The organism is Allosphingosinicella sp., assembly GCF_036570505.1.
In the GTDB taxonomy this organism is placed as follows: domain Bacteria; phylum Pseudomonadota; class Alphaproteobacteria; order Sphingomonadales; family Sphingomonadaceae; genus Allosphingosinicella.
On the sequence record NZ_DATCYB010000118.1, the window covers coordinates 1 to 15,549 of the forward strand.

Consider the following 15,549-nt stretch of genomic DNA (forward strand, 5'->3'; position numbering starts at 1 on the left):
AGCAGCAGGATGGCGCCCAGCCCGCAAAGTCCCGCGAGGAAGGCGCCCGCGAACAACGGATCGTTCACCGCCCAAAGCAAGGCGGCGGCGGACAGGAGGGCGGCCGCGACCACGAGGGTCAGGGACCGGCCGCCGCCGCGCCCGGCGGCACGGGCGGCGCCAAAATCAGGGTCAGATGCGGGGCTGAGCGACGGCATGGATGCCGTCACTCATGTCCTGCCCGTCTCACCGCCGTCAAGCGGCGAGCAGCGCCTACCAGATGCGAACCCGCTCTTCCGGCGACAGATAGAGCGTATTGTCGGCGGAAACGTTGTAGGCGTCATACCATTGATCGAAATTGCGCACGACCGAGACGCGCGCCTTCGACGGCGAATGCGGATCGGTGATCAGCCGCTGGAGGAGGTTGTCCTCGCGGTAGTTGCGGCGCCAGATCTGTGCCCAGCCGAGATTGAAGCGCTGGTCTCCGGTCAGACCGCCGATCACCGGCGGCTCCCGGCCGTCGAGCGAGGTTCGATAGGCGTCATAGGCGATGGTGACACCGGCGAGGTCGCCGATATTCTCGCCGAGCGTCAACGCGCCGTTGACGTGCTTGCCGGGCAGCGGCTCATACTCGTTATACTGTTCGACGAGGCGCTTGGTGAGCGCCTCGAAACGCTGGACGTCGCCCGGAGTCCACCACTCCTCGAGCGCGCCGCGCTCGTTGTACTTGCTGCCCTGGTCGTCGAAATGGTGGCTGACCTCGTGCCCGATCACCGCGCCGATGCCGCCGTAATTGATCGCCGGATCGGCATTGGGATCGAAGAAGGGAGGCTGCAGGATCGCGGCCGGAAAGACGATCTCGTTCCAGGTGAAGTTCGCGTAGGCGTTGATCGTCATCGGATACATGCCCCACTCGCCCCGATCGACCGGCTTTCCCAGCTTATTCAGCTGCCGCTGATGCTCGAACTGGTTGGCGCGGATGACGTTGCCGACAAGGTCGTCACGCTTCACCTGGAGCGCGGAATAGTCGCGCCACTTTTCGGGATAACCGATCTTGGGCGTGAAGGCCGCCAGCTTGGCTTGGGCCCGCGCCTTCGTTTCCGGTGCCATCCAGCTGAGATTCTGAATGCGCCGGTCCATGGCGGCGAGGACATTCTGGACGAGCTCGTCCATCGCCGCCTTGGCCTCGGGCGGGAAATAGCGCTCGACATAATATTTGCCGATCTCCTCGCCCATCGCGTTGGTGACGAGAGTAACGCCGCGCTTCCACAAATCCTGGTTCTGGGGCGTGCCGTTCAGCGCGGTGCCGTGGAAGGCGAAGTTGGCGGCCACGAACGGGTCCGAGAGATAGGGCGCATAGGCGTCGATCGTGTGCAGCCTCAGATAATCCTTCAGCACCGCCATCGGCGCGGAGGCAAGGACCTTGGCGGTGCCACTGATCGCGGACGGCTGGCGGACGATGAAGGTGGGCTGGGCGTCGACGCCCACCGCCTCCAAATAGCCGTCCCAGGCGAAGCCGGGCGCCGACTTCGCGAACTGGTCTCGCGTCCATTTATTGTAGGTCTTCTGCGCGTCGCGGCTGTCGACCTGCGTCCAGTGCGCTTCGGCGATGTCGCTCTCCAAAGTCAGGATGGCCGCGGCCCGCGCTTCCGCGTTGGGCTCTCCGGCGAGAGTCAGAAGCTGGACGAGATAGTCGCGATAGGCGTTGCGCTTCCCGACGAGGCCGGCGTCGTCGCTCAGATAATAATCGCGGTCAGGAAGGCCGAGGCCGCCCTGGACGAGCTGGAAGATCGCCGCGTCCGGATTCTTGTCGTCCGAATCGACGAAGTTGCCGAACGGCGTGCCGAGGCCGAGCCGGCTGAGGCGGCCCATGACGACGGCGAGCTCGGCGCGGCTGCCAGCCTCGTCGATCGACTGGAGCACCGGGGCCAGCGGTTCGACGCCTTTCGCGTTGGCCGCCTCGCGGTCCATGAAGCTGGTGTAGAAATCGCCAATCTTCGAGCCGGGCTTTTGCGCGTGCTCTTCGAGAATCTCACGCGTGCGCTCGTTGGAAAGCTCCTCGAGCATGGTGAACATGCCGTAATTGGAGCGATCGGGCGGGATCGGCGTCGTCCTGTCCCAGGTGCCGTTGGCATAATCGTAGAAGCTGTCGCCGGGCTCGACGCCGCGGTCCATTCCGGCAAGGTCGAAGCCGAACGTGCCGAGCTGCGGCGCCCCCGCCGGCGCGGGCGTCACGGGACCAGTAGCGCCCTCCGCCACCGTGGCCGTCTGTTCAGCGACTTCCGGCGCTGTCGCCGTCTCGGCGACTTCCGCCACCGTCGCCGTCTCGGCGATTTCCGGCGACGTCGTTGCGGTGGTGGCGCAGGCGGCGAGCGCGGTGCTGGCGAGAAGGGCGAAAAGATACGGCTTCATCGTCTTGGGTTCCCCTTGGTTCATTGCTTGGGTGGGCGTAGCAACAGGTCGGGGCCGGCACAAACGACCGATCAGTCGTTCGGGCCGTCGGCCTGCCTCAGCGCGCGCTTCTTCCATTTCCGCCCCTGCCACCAGCGCCACGCCAGGTCCGCGATCACATAGCCGATCGCGGCGGCGGCGCCGGCGATAATGAGGAGCCCGCAGACGAGGGCGGGCGCCGCCGAGGAGGCGAGCCAGGCCAGCCATTCGCTGGCCGAGGCGGAGCTTTCATAGAGGTCATAGAAGGCGGTCGTGTCGGCCCGGAAGCCCAGCGTGTTGCCGACGAAGATCGAGGCCAGCAGGATGAAGGGCGTCGTCGCCGGGTTGCTGAGGAAGGTCATCGCGGCGGCGACCGGAATGTTGGCACGGAACGGCACGGCGAGCAGCGCGGCGCCGATGATCTGAAGCCCCGGGATCATCAGGAAGATGCCGACCAGGAGGCCGATCGCCACGCCCCGGGGCACGGAGCGGCGGGTAAAGCGCCACAGCTCGCTCCTCAGGATACGGCCGGCGAAGGGGCGCATCCAGCGATGCTCGGCCAGCTCCTCGCGCTTGGGCGCGTTCTTCGCCAGCCACCGGCCGAACCGCTCAACCATGGTTGCGCATCAGGCGGGCCTGCTCCCTCTTCCAGTCCTTCTCTTTTTCATGCTCGCGCTTGTCGTGGGCCTTGCGCCCTTTGGCCAGCGCCAGTTCGACCTTCGCGCGGCCGCGGCTGTTGAAATAGATGGAAAGGGGCACGAGCGTCATGCCCTGGCGGGCGACGGCGCCATGCAGCTTCGAGATCTCGCGCTGATGAAGGAGCAACTTGCGAGGGCGCTTGGGCTCATGGTTGAAGCGGTTGCCGTGACTGAATTCGGGTATGTTGGCGTTGATCAGCCAGACTTCCTCCTCCTTCACCTCGGCATAGCTTTCGGCGATCGAGCCTTCGCCGAAGCGGAGCGACTTCACCTCGGTGCCGGTGAGCGCGATGCCGGCTTCATATTTGTCCTCGATGGCATAATCGTAGCGCGCGCGCCGGTTCTCGGCGACGACCTTCTTCTTGTCGAAACTCTCGGGGCGCGGACGGGCCATTCAGACGAGGCCGGCATGTTCGAGCGCGGCGTCGACGGCCTTGCGGCTGGCTTCGGAAGGCGGGGTCATCGGCAGGCGAAGGTCGGAAGGCATTTCGGGGCGCACACGGGAGAGCGCATATTTAACCGGGCCCGGTGAAGCGTCCGTGAACAGCGCGGCGTGGAGCGGATAGAGCTTGTCCTGGAGGGCGAGCGCGCCGACCCAGTCGCCACGGAGGCAGGCGTTCTGGAAATCGGCGCAGAGGCGGGGCGCGACATTGGCGGTGACCGAGATGCAGCCGACGCCGCCCATCGCCATGAAGCCTAGAGTCATGTCGTCATTGCCGGAAAGTTGCGCGAAATCGGTCCCGCAGAGGCGGCGGTGGGCGGTGACGCGTGGGAGGTCGCCGCTCGCATCCTTGATCGCGACGACGGTCGGCAGTTTGGCGATCCGGCCCAGCGTCTCGGGCCTGATGTCGGTCACCGTCCGGCCAGGCACGTTGTAGACGACGATCGGCAGGTCCGAGGCTTCGGCCAGCGCCGTGAAGTGCGCGACCAGCCCCTCCTGATTCGGACGATTGTAATAGGGAAGGACGATCAGCGCCGCGTCCGCGCCTCGCGCCTTCGCCGCCTGCATGCTGCGGATTGCGCTCGCCGTGTCGTTCGAGCCGCAGCCGGCGATGACCGGGATTCGGCCGGCGGTCTGATCGACGCAGACTTCGATCACGCGATAATGTTCATCGGTTACGAGCGTCGCGGACTCCCCGGTCGTGCCGCAGGGCACAAGCCCATGACTTCCTTCGATAATTTGCCAATCGACGAAATCCCGATACGCGGACTCGTCAAACGCTTCGTCGCGAAATGGCGTCACCAGAGCCGGTATCGACCCGCGAAACATGATAGTCTCCTTCACCTCGGGAGCGTGCGCGGACATAGGCTGGTCCGCGATCGTTCATGGCCTGATAAGGAGGGGGCCGGCATGATGTCCAGCATGCATAAAAATACCGTCGCTTTCGCCGTCCTCCTCGCATCCGCCGGAACGGTCGCGGCGGCGCTCAAGACGAGCGGGCCGGCCAATCCCCTGCCCGCCGCGGTCCAGAGCGCCCCCGCGGCGGCCGCCGTCCAAACGCAACGGGCCGTTCCGCCCGCGCCCGCCATCGGCAGCCGGGTCAGCACCGGCCTCGCCCGCTGGAACAGCCTGCGCCAGAGCGACAGGCTGCCGTTCACCTCCTACGCTTCCTTTCTCACCAGCTATCGCGGCTGGCCGGGCGAGACTGCGATGCGCAAGACCGCCGAGCAGGCGATCGATCCCAACAACATGCGCGCCGCCGAGGTCGTCGCCTACTTTCGGGTAATGCCGCCGCTGACCGGCGTCGGCCACGCGCGTCACGCCTTCGCGCTTCACGCCCAGGGCCAGATCGAGGCGGCGCGGGCCGCCGCTCGGGAGGCCTGGTATAGCGGCATCCTCCCTCAGGCGGACGAGGATCGGCTGCTGGCGCTGTTCGGTGCGTCGCTGAGCATGGTGGATCACGACCGGCGGATGGAGACGCTGCTCGCCAACCGGGACACGGTAAGCGCGCGCCGCATCCTGCCGATGACTTCTCCCCAACGGCGCGCCGTGTACGATGCGAGGATCGCGCTCCAGACGGGCGCGGTCGATGTCGATAGGCGGGTCGCGGCGCTCGGCGATATCGCCAACACCCATCCCGGCCTCCTCAGGGACCGTGCCGAACGGATGCGCGACACCAACCAGGGCTATGCGGCCCGGGCTCTCCTTGCCCGGTCGCGCCAACTCAGCTCGCTGCCGCACGATCCGGAGAAATGGTACGAGACGCTGCTCCGCATGGCCCGGGGCGCCGCCAACGACCGTCAATGGTCGGCGGCCTACCAGATCGCCTCACAGATCGACGGCGCCTATCCGCCCGGCACCGATATCAGCACCAAATCCTATGGCGAGCGTGACGATTATACGAGCCTCGCCTGGTTGGCCGGCACGGCCGCCCTGTACCATCTCAACCGCCCCGCTGACGCCGAAGCTATGTTCGTCCGCTATGCCAATGGCGGACGCTCGGCGCAGGTGCTGACCAAGGGCATGTACTGGGCCGGCCGGGCGGCGGAAGCCCAGGGTCAGATGGTCCAGGCGCAAAGCTATTTCGGGAAGGCGGCCGCTTATCCTGAACTCTTCTACGGCCAGCTTTCCCTGGAGCAGCTGGGCCGTCCGGTGCCCCGCCCCCGCCCGGTGACCGCCATTCCGATCAGCCCCGGGGAGCGCACCGCCTTTTATGCCAAGGATCTGGTGCAGGCGATCCGGCTGTTGGGCCAGATGGGAAACCGGGACGACCAGACGGACTTCATCCGCGCACTTTCCGAACAGGCGGCGAACGACAGAGAACGGGCGCTGGCCGCAGAGCTCGCACGGCAGGTGGCGCGGCCCGACCTTTCGGTCTGGCTCGCGCGAGACGCCCGCAACGACGGCTCGGACTTTTATGTTCAGACCAGCTATCCCGAGGTCCAGATTCCGCCGACACAGGGCAATCTCTGGTCGCTCGCCCACGGCATCATCCGACAGGAAAGCTCTTTCGACCGGGCGGCCGTGAGTCATGCGGGAGCGCGCGGCATGATGCAGTTGATGCCGGGCACCGCGCGCGAGACGAGCGGCAAGATGGGTCTGTCCTATGATCTGTCCCGGCTGACCGCCGATCCCGGCTATAACATCATGCTCGGCAGCCACTATTTCGCGCGGCTGATGGACCGGTGGGGCGGTTATGCGCCGTTGGCGATCGCAAGCTACAATGCCGGCGCGGGCAATGTCGGCAAGTGGATCAACGCCAATGGTGATCCCCGGACGCCCAATATCGATATCGTGCGCTGGATCGAGGAGATACCGTTCACCGAGACGCGCGGCTATGTGCAGCGCGTGCTGGAGAACGCCGTCGTCTATGACGCGCTCTACCCGGACCGGGCGCGGACGCAGCAGTCGACACGGCTTTCCTACTATCTTCGCAAGAACAGGCCGGGCTGATTGTCGCTGTCTCGCGGGGGAGTAAGAGCATGACCGATCGCCCCAACTACATCACGCCCGAAGGCTATCGCCGCCTGCGCGAGGAATATGAGGGGCTGTTCGCCGTCGAGCGGCCCAGGCTGGTCGAGACGATCAGCTGGGCGGCCGCTAATGGCGACCGATCCGAGAATGGCGACTATATCTACGGCCGCAAGCGGCTGCGCGAGATCGATCGGCGGATCACCTGGCTATCGAAGCGCATGGCGAAAGCGGCGGTGGTCAATCCGGCTGAGCAACCGGACCGGACCCATGCCTTCTTCGGCGCCATCGTCACCTTGGCGGACGAGGACGACAATCGGCGCGTCGTAACCCTGGTCGGCGAGGACGAAGCGGATGCGAGCGTGGGCCGGATCAGCTGGAACTCGCCCATGGCGCGCGCGATCAGGGGCGGCGGGGCCGGGGACGTGCGGCGCGTCCGGCTCCCTTCGGGCGAGAAGGAATTCGAGATAATCGCGATCAGCTATCCCGTGGCGGACGCGCCTCAATAGCCGCCTGGAATCCAAGGCCGGTCGCGCGAACCCTGCACCAGCGCCACGCGGATTTCGGGGTCGGTGAGGCGACGATCGTCGTCCGTGTCGGCATAGCGACGGAACCAGATGTTCGCCCGCTCCGCCGTGCCCTCGGCGATCCAGCCGTCGTCATCGGTGTCGAAGCCGAGGGTGACGATGTCCCTTCCCTCCGGCGTCAGCGCGAGCCACGGGTCGAGCTGCTCGACGCCGGCTCCGATCAGATAGGCCTCGCGATCCTGCCAGCGGGCCGGCTCATAATAGTCGCCGTCGTAGCGATAATCTCCATATTGGTCGAAATCGTCCCAGCCCACCCGGTCGCCGTGATAATAGCCGGGGCCGTAGGCATAATCGCCATAATAGCTTGTGCAGGCCGACAGTCCGGCGGCTGTCAGCAGCAGCGCGATGACGCGCATCCTCCGCATGGTTGGCCTCCCTTATGGTTGATGGGCTGTTAACCATAAGGGAGCGCGAAAGTTGCTCGTTACGCGGCTTCAACCATCTTTTCCAAGGGCCTCGCGCGCCAATGCCTCGATCTCAGGTGAAGGCTGGGGCGGCTTCATCGGCACCTGCTTTTCGAGCGCATCGACAACGGCGGTCAGAGCCGCGATCCGGGCGGCCTTCTTGTTGTTGCCGTCGATTACCTGCCAAGGCGCCCAGCGGGTGTTTGTGTTCGCGAACATGTCCTTCAACGCGTCCAGATAATCCTCGCGGCGGGCGCGGTTGCGGAAGTCTTCGGCGTGGACCTTCCAGCGCTTCCAGGGATGGTCGAGTCGGGCCTGAAGGCGCTCGTCCTGGGTTTCCTGCGTCACATGGAGGAAGAGCTTCACCATGGCGGTGCCGTCTTCCACCTGCTGGCATTCGAACTCGTTGATCTCGTCATAGGCGCGGCGCCATTGCGCCTCGCTCGCCAAGCCTTCGACCCGCTCGACGAGGACGCGGCCGTACCAGCTGCGGTCGAAGATGGCGATCTCGCCGGCGCCCGGCAATTTTTGCCAGAAGCGCCAGAGGAAATGGCGGGCCTTCTCCTCTTCGGTCGGCGCGCCGATCGGCCAGACGCTGTAGCTGCGCGGGTCCCATTCGGCGGTGAGGCGCTTGATCGCCCCGCCCTTCCCCGCTGCGTCCCAGCCCTCGATGGCGATGACGGCGCGCTTCTTGTGCACGACATGGGCGACGAGGATACGGGACAGCCGCTCCTGCAGCTTGTCGAGCGTGTCGCCATAATGGCCCTGGAACTTGGCGCCCCGCTCGTAATCGGAGAGGTCGATGCTCACCCGTCAGCCTTAACCGTTCGTCCCGAGCGGAGTCGAGGGGCGTACGTGATGAGTCCGTGCCAGCGCCCCTCGACTACGCTCGGGACGAACGAGGTTGGGCTACTCCAGCGCCACGGTGCGGGCGGGGTCCTGCCTGGCCGTGCCGGCGGGCTCGACGATGCGGATGTGGAGCTCGCGGAGCTGCTTGGTCGTCACTTCGCTCGGGGCGTTCATCATCAGATCCTCGGCCCGCTGGTTCATCGGGAAGAGGACGACCTCGCGAATATTGGGCTCGCCGGCCAGCAGCATGACGATGCGGTCGATGCCCGGTGCCGAGCCCCCGTGCGGCGGAGCGCCATATTTGAAGGCGTTGATCATGCCGGAAAAGTCTTCGTCCACTTGGCTCTTCGTGTAGCCGGCGATCTCGAAGGCCTTGTACATGATGTCCGGGCGATGATTCCGGATCGCGCCCGAGGACAGTTCCACGCCGTTGCAGACGATGTCGTATTGGTAGGCGAGGATGTCGAGTGGGTCCTGGGTCTCCAGCGCCTCCAGCTCGCCCTGCGGCATCGAGAAGGGGTTGTGGGAGAAGTCGACCTTCTTCGCGTCCTCGTCATATTCGAACATCGGGAAGTCGACGATCCAGCAGAAATCGAAGCGGTTCTCGTCGATCAGGCCGAGCTGCTCGGCGACGCGGGTGCGGGCGAGACCGGCGAGCCTGGCGGCCTGCGCTTCCTTGCCGGCGGCGAAGAAGATGCCGTCATTGGGGCCGAGGCCCAGCTCGGCGACGAGCTTGCGCGTCGCTTCCTCGCCGTGGTTCTTGGCGATGGGGCCGCCCAGCTCGCCATTCTTCTGGGTGATGTAGCCCAATCCGGCATGACCTTCCGAGCGGGCCCAGTCGTTCATGTCGTCGAAGAATTTGCGGCTCTTTTCGGCGGTGCCCGGCGCCGGGATGGCGCGAACGACGCTGCCGCTCGCGACCATATTGGCGAAGAGGCCGAAGCCCGAGCCTTCGAAATATTTCGACACGTCGGAGATGAGGATGGGGTTGCGAAGATCCGGCTTGTCGGAACCGTATTTCAGCATCGCGTCCTTGTAGGCGATGCGTGGGAACGGCGCGGGCGTCACGCTCTTGCCATTGGCGAACTCCTCGAACACGCCGCCGAGCACCGGTTCTAATGCCGCGAAAACATCGTCTTGCGTGACGAAGCTCATTTCCAGATCGAGCTGGTAGAACTCGCCCGGGCTCCGGTCGGCGCGGGCGTCCTCGTCGCGAAAGCAGGGGGCGATCTGGAAATACTTGTCGAAGCCCGCCACCATGATCAGCTGCTTGAACATCTGCGGCGCCTGCGGGAGCGCGTAGAATTTACCGGGGTGGACGCGGCTCGGCACCAGATAGTCGCGCGCACCTTCCGGCGACGAGGCGGTCAGGATCGGCGTCTGGAACTCGGTGAAACCCTGATCGATCATGCGGCGGCGGATCGAGTTGATCACTTGGCTGCGGAGGACGATATTGCGGTGGAGGCGCTCGCGGCGGAGGTCGAGATAGCGGTAGCGGAGGCGGATGTCCTCGGGATAGTCGGCCTCGCCGGCGACCGGGAGCGGCAGCTCGTCGGCGGCGGACTGGACGGCGACCTCCTCGGCGACGACCTCGATCTCGCCGGTGGCAAGGTTGGGGTTGGTCGCCTCGGGTCCGCGCGAGACGATCTTGCCGGTAACGGTGACGACGGATTCGGCGCGAATCCGGTCGAGCACCTTCAGCGCCTCGCTGTCGGCATTGGCGACGACCTGGGTCAGCCCGTAATGATCGCGAAGATCGACGAACAACACGCCGCCATGGTCACGCTTGCGGTGGACCCAGCCCGACAGCTTGACGCGCTCGCCGACATGAGCGGCGCGAAGGTCGGCGCAGGTGTGGGTGCGATAGGCGTGCATAAAGGCGGCTTCCGATTTCAACTTTTGGGTGAAAAGGCTGGCGAGCGCTTCGCTTGGGATACAAGCCTTTGTCAAGGGATCAGCCCCTCGCTAAGACCCTGCCGATGCTTATTCATCCTTTAATCACCGACAGCGAGTCGCTGCTTGCCCTTTGCGAGCGCCTCGCCAAATCCCCATTCATCGCGGTCGACACCGAATTCATGCGCGAGAACACCTATTGGCCCGATCTGTGCCTTATCCAGATCGGCAATGAGGAGGAGGCCGCGGCGATCGACCCCAAGGCGGAAGGCATAGACCTGACGCCTCTCCTCAACCTCCTCGTCAACAACGAGGAGGTGCTCAAGGTTTTCCATGCCGGCGGGCAGGATCTGGAGATCATCTTCAACATGACGGGCGGCACGCCGCACCCTTTGTTCGACACGCAGGTCGCGGCGATGGCGCTCGGGCTCGGGGAGCAGATCGGCTATTCCAACCTGGTCGAAAGCCTCATCGGCGAGAGCCTCGACAAGGGCGCGCGCTTCACCGACTGGGGTCGGCGGCCGCTCGACCAGAGACAGATCGACTATGCGATCGGCGACGTCACCCATCTCGCCGCCCTCTTCCCCAAGATGTTGAAGAACCTGCGCAAGACCGGTCGTGGCGCCTGGCTCGATCAGGAAATGGAGCGGCTCGCCGAGCCGGCCAATTATGCCAACGACCCCGCCGAAGCCTATAAAAGGGTGCGGATCTCGAGCCGAAAGGCGGAGGTGCTGGGGCGCTTGAAGGCGATCGCCGCCTGGCGCGAGATCGAGGCGCGTTCCAAGAACCTTCCGCGCGGGCGGATCATGAAGGACGAGACGCTGGCCGACATCGCCGCCCATCCGCCGACCAGCCAGGAAGCGCTGGCGCGGGTACGCGGGCTTTCGGCAGGCTGGAAGACGAACGACATCGGTGCGCGGCTGATGGACGCGCTCGCCGCCGCCCATCCCCTCCCCGCCGACGAAATGCCGCAGCGGGAGGACAAGCCGGGGCTCGGCAAGGAGGGCGCGCTGGTCGCGGACCTTCTGAAGCTGCTCCTCAAGATCCGCTCGCGGGAGAGCAATGTCGCGGCGAGGCTCATCGCCCGATCAGAGGAGTTAGAACTTCTCGCCGCCGGCCGGCGTCAGGGACTCTCCATCCTCGAAGGGTGGCGATACGAGCAGTTCGGCCATGACGCGCTCGACCTCGTGGAAGGCCGGCTTGCCTTCGCCATCCGGAACGGAAAGCTGGCGATGACCAGAACGGAGGCTGAAACATGATTTTGAGACTTGCCATGAGCGCGCTTCTGCTGTCGGCTGCGGGCTGCATGACCCCGGCCAATGACGATGGGTCGCCCCCGGCGATGGGGGTGGGCGAGTGCGACGCCGATGCCGCCCAGGGCCTCGTCGGCCAGATGGCAACCGCAGAGCTCGGCGCCGAGGCGCTGCGCCTCAGCGGCGCGCGGGCCCTGCGTTGGATACAGCCGGGGCAAGCAGTGACGATGGACTATCGGACCGACCGGCTGAACATCAAGCTGGACGCCCAGAACCGCGTCGAGGCGATCACCTGCGGATAACCGTCATTCCGGCGAAAGCCGGAACCCAAGAACACCGATTCTCGAAAACTAGGTCGAGCGCACTCGTCTGCGCCTTCGTTCTTGGGTCCCGGCTTGCGCCGCGATGACGGGCTTGGTCAGACGCAGATCATCTCGGCTTTACAGCCCATCGCCGCCGCCAAAGCATTGAAACGCCGCTCGACCGCTTCGCCGTACAAGGCTTCGTCCCTTTTGCGAAGCTCCAGACGAAGAACTCCATTGTTCCGCACCAGACGGCTGCGCTCCAGGCTGGCGGCGACGCCGCCGCTGAGGCGCTGGCCGAGGCGCATGGCGAGACCCCAGAGCGCGGCCCGGGCGAGCGCCTCCTTGCCGCATAGTCGGGCCACATCCAGCGACGCGAAGCTCTTGCCTCCGCCGAAATGGCTGAACAGCGCCTGTGCCAGCATCAGCCGGCCCGGGGCGTCGATGCCGACCCAGTTGCCGTAGAGCGCCATGTCGACCCCGCGCTCGGCGCGGAAGTCCGGGTGGGCCTGCCAGGCGATATCGCTCAGGAGGCAGGCGGCGAGACGCAGGCGCGCCGCTTCCGTGTCGTCCTCGAAGATCGGGGCGATCCAGCGATCGAGCAGGGCACCGTGGCCGGGGAAGCGACCGAGGTCGCTGCCGACCTCCCGCGCCGCCTCGATCAGCGGATCGCGGCGCTGGTGATCGCCATCGAGCGCGTCGAAAAGCAGCCCCTCGCGAATGCCGAAGCTGGAGACGATGAGCTCGCTCGGCTGCAGCTCCTTGACGAGAATCTCGAGGAGCAGGTGCGCATCCGGCAGGGTCGGCCAGCGGGACATGGAGAAGGAGGGCACGCGCTTGAGCACCGCCATGTCGAGGCCGGCCATGCCATCGGCCAGTTCGTCGAGACGGCCCGGCTCCATCCGATATTGATGGGTGATGGGCAGCGGATAGTCGACGAGCAGCATGTCGAGCCGCGCCAGCGCGCGCCAGGAACCCCCGACGAGATAGAAGGGCCGTCCCTCGCCTCGCTTGCGAAGGCCGCGACCGTCCAGCGCCTTGGCGACCTGCTTCGCCAGCACCGCCTTTCCCTGCTTCGCGAGCGGCGCGATACGGAGCACGCCGAGCGGGAGGGAGGCGCTTTTCCCGACCTCGCCATCGGCGACCTCGACCAGCTCCAGGCTGCCGCCGCCAAGGTCGCCGACCAGACCGTTCGCCCAGGGAATGCCGGAAAGCACCCCCTGCCCCGCCATGAAGCCTTCCCGGTCCCCGGGAAGAATCTCGGGATCGAAGCCCAGCTCGCGAACCTTGGCCAGGAAGGCGGCGCCGTTGGAGGCGTCGCGGACGGCGGCGGTGGCGACCGCGCGCACGCGGCGCGCGCCCATCTGCCGGGTGAGGATACGGAATCGGGCGAGGGCGCCGAGGGCGCGCTGCTGATCGTCCTCGGCGAGCGCGCCGTCGGCGACCACGCCGCGCCCGAGACCGGCCATCACTTTTTCGTTGAAGATGACCGACGGGCTGCGGGTGGCGCCGGAATAGACGACGAGGCGTATCGAGTTCGACCCGATGTCGACGATGGCGATCGGCTTTTCCACTGGTGTCAGTGGCCGCGCCGGAAGCGCAACTTGGGGACCGCGTCGCCGCCGCGGAGTGCCGCGCCACGGCCAGAGAGCGACGGATTTGTCATGAAATAATGGTGAAGATTAAAGGGACTGCCGTCGTCAGCGGAGATTCTTTCGTAGCTTCCGTCGGGTAGCAGGCGCCAACTTTGCTCGGTGTCGATGAGATTGGCCACCATCACCTGGTCGAGAATCTGGGCGTGGACCGTCGGATTCTCGATCTTCAGCATATACTCGACTCGGCGGTCGAAGTTGCGCTGCATCCAGTCGGCGGAGCTGACATAGACGTCCGCGCCCCGGTTCGGCAGCGCCTCGCCATTGCCGAAGCACCAGATCCGGCTGTGCTCCAGGAAACGGCCGACGATCGATTTCACGCTTATGGTCTCGGACAGCCCCGGAACGCCGGGCCTCAGGCAGCAGATGCCGCGAATGACAAGCTCCACCTGCACGCCGGCGGCGCCCGCCTCGTACAGCTTGTCGATAAGGGCCGGGTCGACGAGCGAGTTCATCTTGGCCCAGAGCACGCCCGGGCGCCCCGCCCGGACATGGTCGATCTCGCGGTCGATCAGCCGGCAAAGCTCGTCGCGCAGGCCGTGCGGGGACAGGGTTAGCAGTTCCAGCCCGCGCGGTTCGACATAGCCGGTGATGTAGTTGAACAGCTGCGCCACATCGCGGCCGATCCGCGGATCGGCGGTGAAGAAGCTGAGGTCGGTATAGATGCGCGCGGTGACCGGATGGTAGTTGCCCGTACCGAGGTGGCAGTAGGTGCGGTAGCCCTTCTCCTCGCGCCGAACGACCATCGACGTCTTGGCGTGGGTCTTCCAGTCGATGAAGCCGTAGACGACCTGCACGCCGGCCCGCTCCAACGCATTGGCCCAGAGGAGATTCTGCTCCTCGTCGAAGCGGGCCTTGAGCTCGACCACCGCGGTTACCGACTTCCCAGCTTCGGCCGCGTCGATGAGGGCGCGGATGATCGCGGACTGCTTGCCGGCGCGGTAGAGCGTCTGCTTGATCGCGACCACGTCCGGATCCTCGGCCGCCTGACGGAGGAAGGCGATAACAACGTCGAAGCTCTCATAGGGGTGGTGGACGACGATATCCTTGGCCTTGATCGCCTCGAAACAATCGCCGCCATGCTCACGGATTCGTTCGGGGAAACGGGGTGAGAACGGCGGAAACTTGAGGTCGGGCCGGTCCTCCTCGACCAGGGCCTGGAGGTCGGCGATGCCGAGGAAGCCGGTCGATTCGAAGGTCAGGGCCTCGCCGGCTCTCAGGCCTTCGCGCACCGTCAGCTCGAGCGCGTCCGGTATATCCTCCTCCAGTTCCAGGCGAATGACGCGGCCGCGCCGGCGGCGCTTGATGGCGCTGCGGAAGTAGCGGACGAGGTCCTCGGCCTCTTCCTCCACCTCGATATCGCTGTCGCGAATGATGCGGAAGGCGCCGCCGCCGAGCATGTCGTAATCGGGGAACAGCGTGGAAATGTGGCGGCGGATGAGGGACTCGACGGGCACGTAGCGCGCCGCGTCTCCCGGCAGCCGGACGAAGCGCGGCAGGGTCGAAGGCACCATCAGCAGCTCGCGTATCGGCCCGCCGTCGGAGCGTCGCTTGAGATCGAAGACGAGCGAGAAGCCGGTATTGGGGATGAACGGGAAAGGATGCGCCGGATCGATCGCCTGGGGCGTCAGCACCGGAAAGATCTGTTCGGTGAAATAGCGGTCGAGCCAGTCGACCGCTTCCTGCTCCAGCTCGGCCCGGCTGCTGATCACCTCGATTCCCGCCTCGCCAAGGGCGGTGCGCAGGGTGCGCCAGACGTCCTGCTGGGCGGCGGTGAGGCGATTCGCCTCCTCGCCGATCGCGGTGAGTTGCTGGGCTGGAGTGAGGCCGTCCGCGGAGCATTCCTCGACATTGAGCAATTGCTGGCCCTTGAGGCCGGCCACGCGGACCATGAAGAATTCGTCGAGGTTGTTGCCGGAGATGGAGAGGAAGCGCAGCCGCTCGAGCAGCGGATGGGCGGAATTGCTCGCTTCCTCCAGCACCCGCCGGTTGAAGGCCAGCCAGCTCAGCTCCCGGTTGAAGTAGCGATCGCGCGACTCGCCGCCGCAAGGGCCGAAATCGTTGGCGGGCGCTGTGGCGGGACTGTCCAT

Annotated in this window: 14 protein-coding genes; 4 read left to right on the forward strand and 10 right to left on the reverse strand. The window is 65.8% G+C overall.

The annotated features are described in order from the left end of the window. The 5 genes from VIR62_RS15005 to dapA form a co-directional block, all read right to left on the reverse strand. Nucleotides 1-209, reverse strand: a 209-nt coding sequence (locus VIR62_RS15005; protein ID WP_431872571.1) for a hypothetical protein, incomplete at its 3' end; no start/stop codon positions are given. A gap of 43 nt (nt 210-252) precedes the next feature. Further along, entirely contained in the window at nt 253-2,391 is a 2,139-nt protein-coding gene (locus tag VIR62_RS15010) for a M13 family metallopeptidase (RefSeq protein WP_431872573.1), read from the reverse strand. 71 nt (nt 2,392-2,462) lie between these two features. Beyond that, nucleotides 2,463-3,026: a DUF2062 domain-containing protein gene (locus VIR62_RS15015; protein ID WP_431872574.1), complete on the reverse strand. Its 564-nt coding sequence runs from the start codon at nt 3,024-3,026 to the stop codon at nt 2,463-2,465. Next, nucleotides 3,019-3,501 carry an SsrA-binding protein SmpB gene (gene smpB, locus VIR62_RS15020; RefSeq protein ID WP_431872575.1) on the reverse strand — a complete coding sequence of 161 codons (483 nt, stop codon included), beginning with the start codon at nt 3,499-3,501 and terminating at the stop codon, nt 3,019-3,021. Before smpB ends, VIR62_RS15015 begins: the two co-directional genes overlap by 8 nt. Continuing rightward, nucleotides 3,502-4,377, reverse strand: a complete 876-nt coding sequence (dapA, locus tag VIR62_RS15025) for a 4-hydroxy-tetrahydrodipicolinate synthase (protein ID WP_431872577.1) — start codon at nt 4,375-4,377, stop codon at nt 3,502-3,504. It lies immediately after the preceding gene. A gap of 81 nt (nt 4,378-4,458) precedes the next feature. On the opposite strand from dapA, the gene VIR62_RS15030 reads away from it, so the two are divergent. Then, entirely contained in the window at nt 4,459-6,501 is a 2,043-nt protein-coding gene (locus tag VIR62_RS15030) for a lytic transglycosylase domain-containing protein (RefSeq protein WP_431872579.1), read from the forward strand. A gap of 29 nt (nt 6,502-6,530) precedes the next feature. Beyond that, on the forward strand, nt 6,531-7,028 hold the full coding sequence (gene greB, locus VIR62_RS15035; RefSeq protein WP_431872580.1) for a transcription elongation factor GreB: 498 nt from the start codon (nt 6,531-6,533) through the stop codon (nt 7,026-7,028). Here the strand turns inward: greB and VIR62_RS15040 are convergent. The 3 genes from VIR62_RS15040 to aspS all read right to left on the reverse strand — a co-directional run bounded on the left by VIR62_RS15040 (nt 7,022) and on the right by aspS (nt 10,234). Then, nucleotides 7,022-7,471, reverse strand: coding sequence for a hypothetical protein (locus tag VIR62_RS15040; protein ID WP_431872582.1), 450 nt, complete (start codon nt 7,469-7,471; stop codon nt 7,022-7,024). The two genes, greB and VIR62_RS15040, sit on opposite strands and share 7 nt — an antisense overlap. Before the next feature lie 69 nt (nt 7,472-7,540). Continuing rightward, nucleotides 7,541-8,320 (reverse strand): polyphosphate kinase 2 family protein, encoded by a 780-nt coding sequence (locus tag VIR62_RS15045; protein WP_431872584.1) that lies wholly within the window; start codon nt 8,318-8,320, stop codon nt 7,541-7,543. 99 nt (nt 8,321-8,419) lie between these two features. Next, the gene (aspS, locus tag VIR62_RS15050) at nt 8,420-10,234 is read right to left on the reverse strand and encodes an aspartate--tRNA ligase (protein WP_431872636.1); all 1,815 of its coding nucleotides are present in this window, start codon (nt 10,232-10,234) and stop codon (nt 8,420-8,422) included. Between the two features lie 104 nt (nt 10,235-10,338). Between aspS and rnd the strand changes: the two genes are divergently transcribed. Together rnd and VIR62_RS15060 are read left to right on the forward strand one after the other, a co-directional pair. Further along, nucleotides 10,339-11,511, forward strand: coding sequence for a ribonuclease D (gene rnd / locus VIR62_RS15055; RefSeq protein ID WP_431872585.1), 1,173 nt, complete (start codon nt 10,339-10,341; stop codon nt 11,509-11,511). Nucleotides 11,512-11,525: 14 nt separating this feature from the next. Next, entirely contained in the window at nt 11,526-11,807 is a 282-nt protein-coding gene (locus VIR62_RS15060) for an I78 family peptidase inhibitor (RefSeq protein ID WP_431872586.1), read from the forward strand. A 116-nt stretch (nt 11,808-11,923) separates the two neighbouring features. Here the strand turns inward: VIR62_RS15060 and VIR62_RS15065 are convergent, their stop codons facing one another. Together VIR62_RS15065 and VIR62_RS15070 are read right to left on the reverse strand one after the other, a co-directional pair. Next, nucleotides 11,924-13,381, reverse strand: coding sequence for a Ppx/GppA family phosphatase (locus tag VIR62_RS15065; protein ID WP_431872587.1), 1,458 nt, complete (start codon nt 13,379-13,381; stop codon nt 11,924-11,926). A gap of 5 nt (nt 13,382-13,386) precedes the next feature. Further along, nucleotides 13,387-15,549: an RNA degradosome polyphosphate kinase gene (locus VIR62_RS15070; protein WP_431872589.1), complete on the reverse strand. Its 2,163-nt coding sequence runs from the start codon at nt 15,547-15,549 to the stop codon at nt 13,387-13,389.

Coding starts and splice junctions, on each gene's coding strand:
- VIR62_RS15040 (WP_431872582.1), bottom strand. CDS start 7,471: ATGCGGAGGATGCGCGTCATCGCGCTGCTGCTGACAGCCGCCGGACTG.
- rnd (WP_431872585.1), top strand. CDS start 10,339: ATGCTTATTCATCCTTTAATCACCGACAGCGAGTCGCTGCTTGCCCTT.
- VIR62_RS15070 (WP_431872589.1), bottom strand. CDS start 15,549: ATGGACAGTCCCGCCACAGCGCCCGCCAACGATTTCGGCCCTTGCGGC.
- aspS (WP_431872636.1), bottom strand. CDS start 10,234: ATGCACGCCTATCGCACCCACACCTGCGCCGACCTTCGCGCCGCTCAT.
- VIR62_RS15030 (WP_431872579.1), top strand. CDS start 4,459: ATGATGTCCAGCATGCATAAAAATACCGTCGCTTTCGCCGTCCTCCTC.
- VIR62_RS15015 (WP_431872574.1), bottom strand. CDS start 3,026: ATGGTTGAGCGGTTCGGCCGGTGGCTGGCGAAGAACGCGCCCAAGCGC.
- VIR62_RS15010 (WP_431872573.1), bottom strand. CDS start 2,391: ATGAAGCCGTATCTTTTCGCCCTTCTCGCCAGCACCGCGCTCGCCGCC.
- dapA (WP_431872577.1), bottom strand. CDS start 4,377: ATGTTTCGCGGGTCGATACCGGCTCTGGTGACGCCATTTCGCGACGAA.
- greB (WP_431872580.1), top strand. CDS start 6,531: ATGACCGATCGCCCCAACTACATCACGCCCGAAGGCTATCGCCGCCTG.
- smpB (WP_431872575.1), bottom strand. CDS start 3,501: ATGGCCCGTCCGCGCCCCGAGAGTTTCGACAAGAAGAAGGTCGTCGCC.
- VIR62_RS15060 (WP_431872586.1), top strand. CDS start 11,526: ATGAGCGCGCTTCTGCTGTCGGCTGCGGGCTGCATGACCCCGGCCAAT.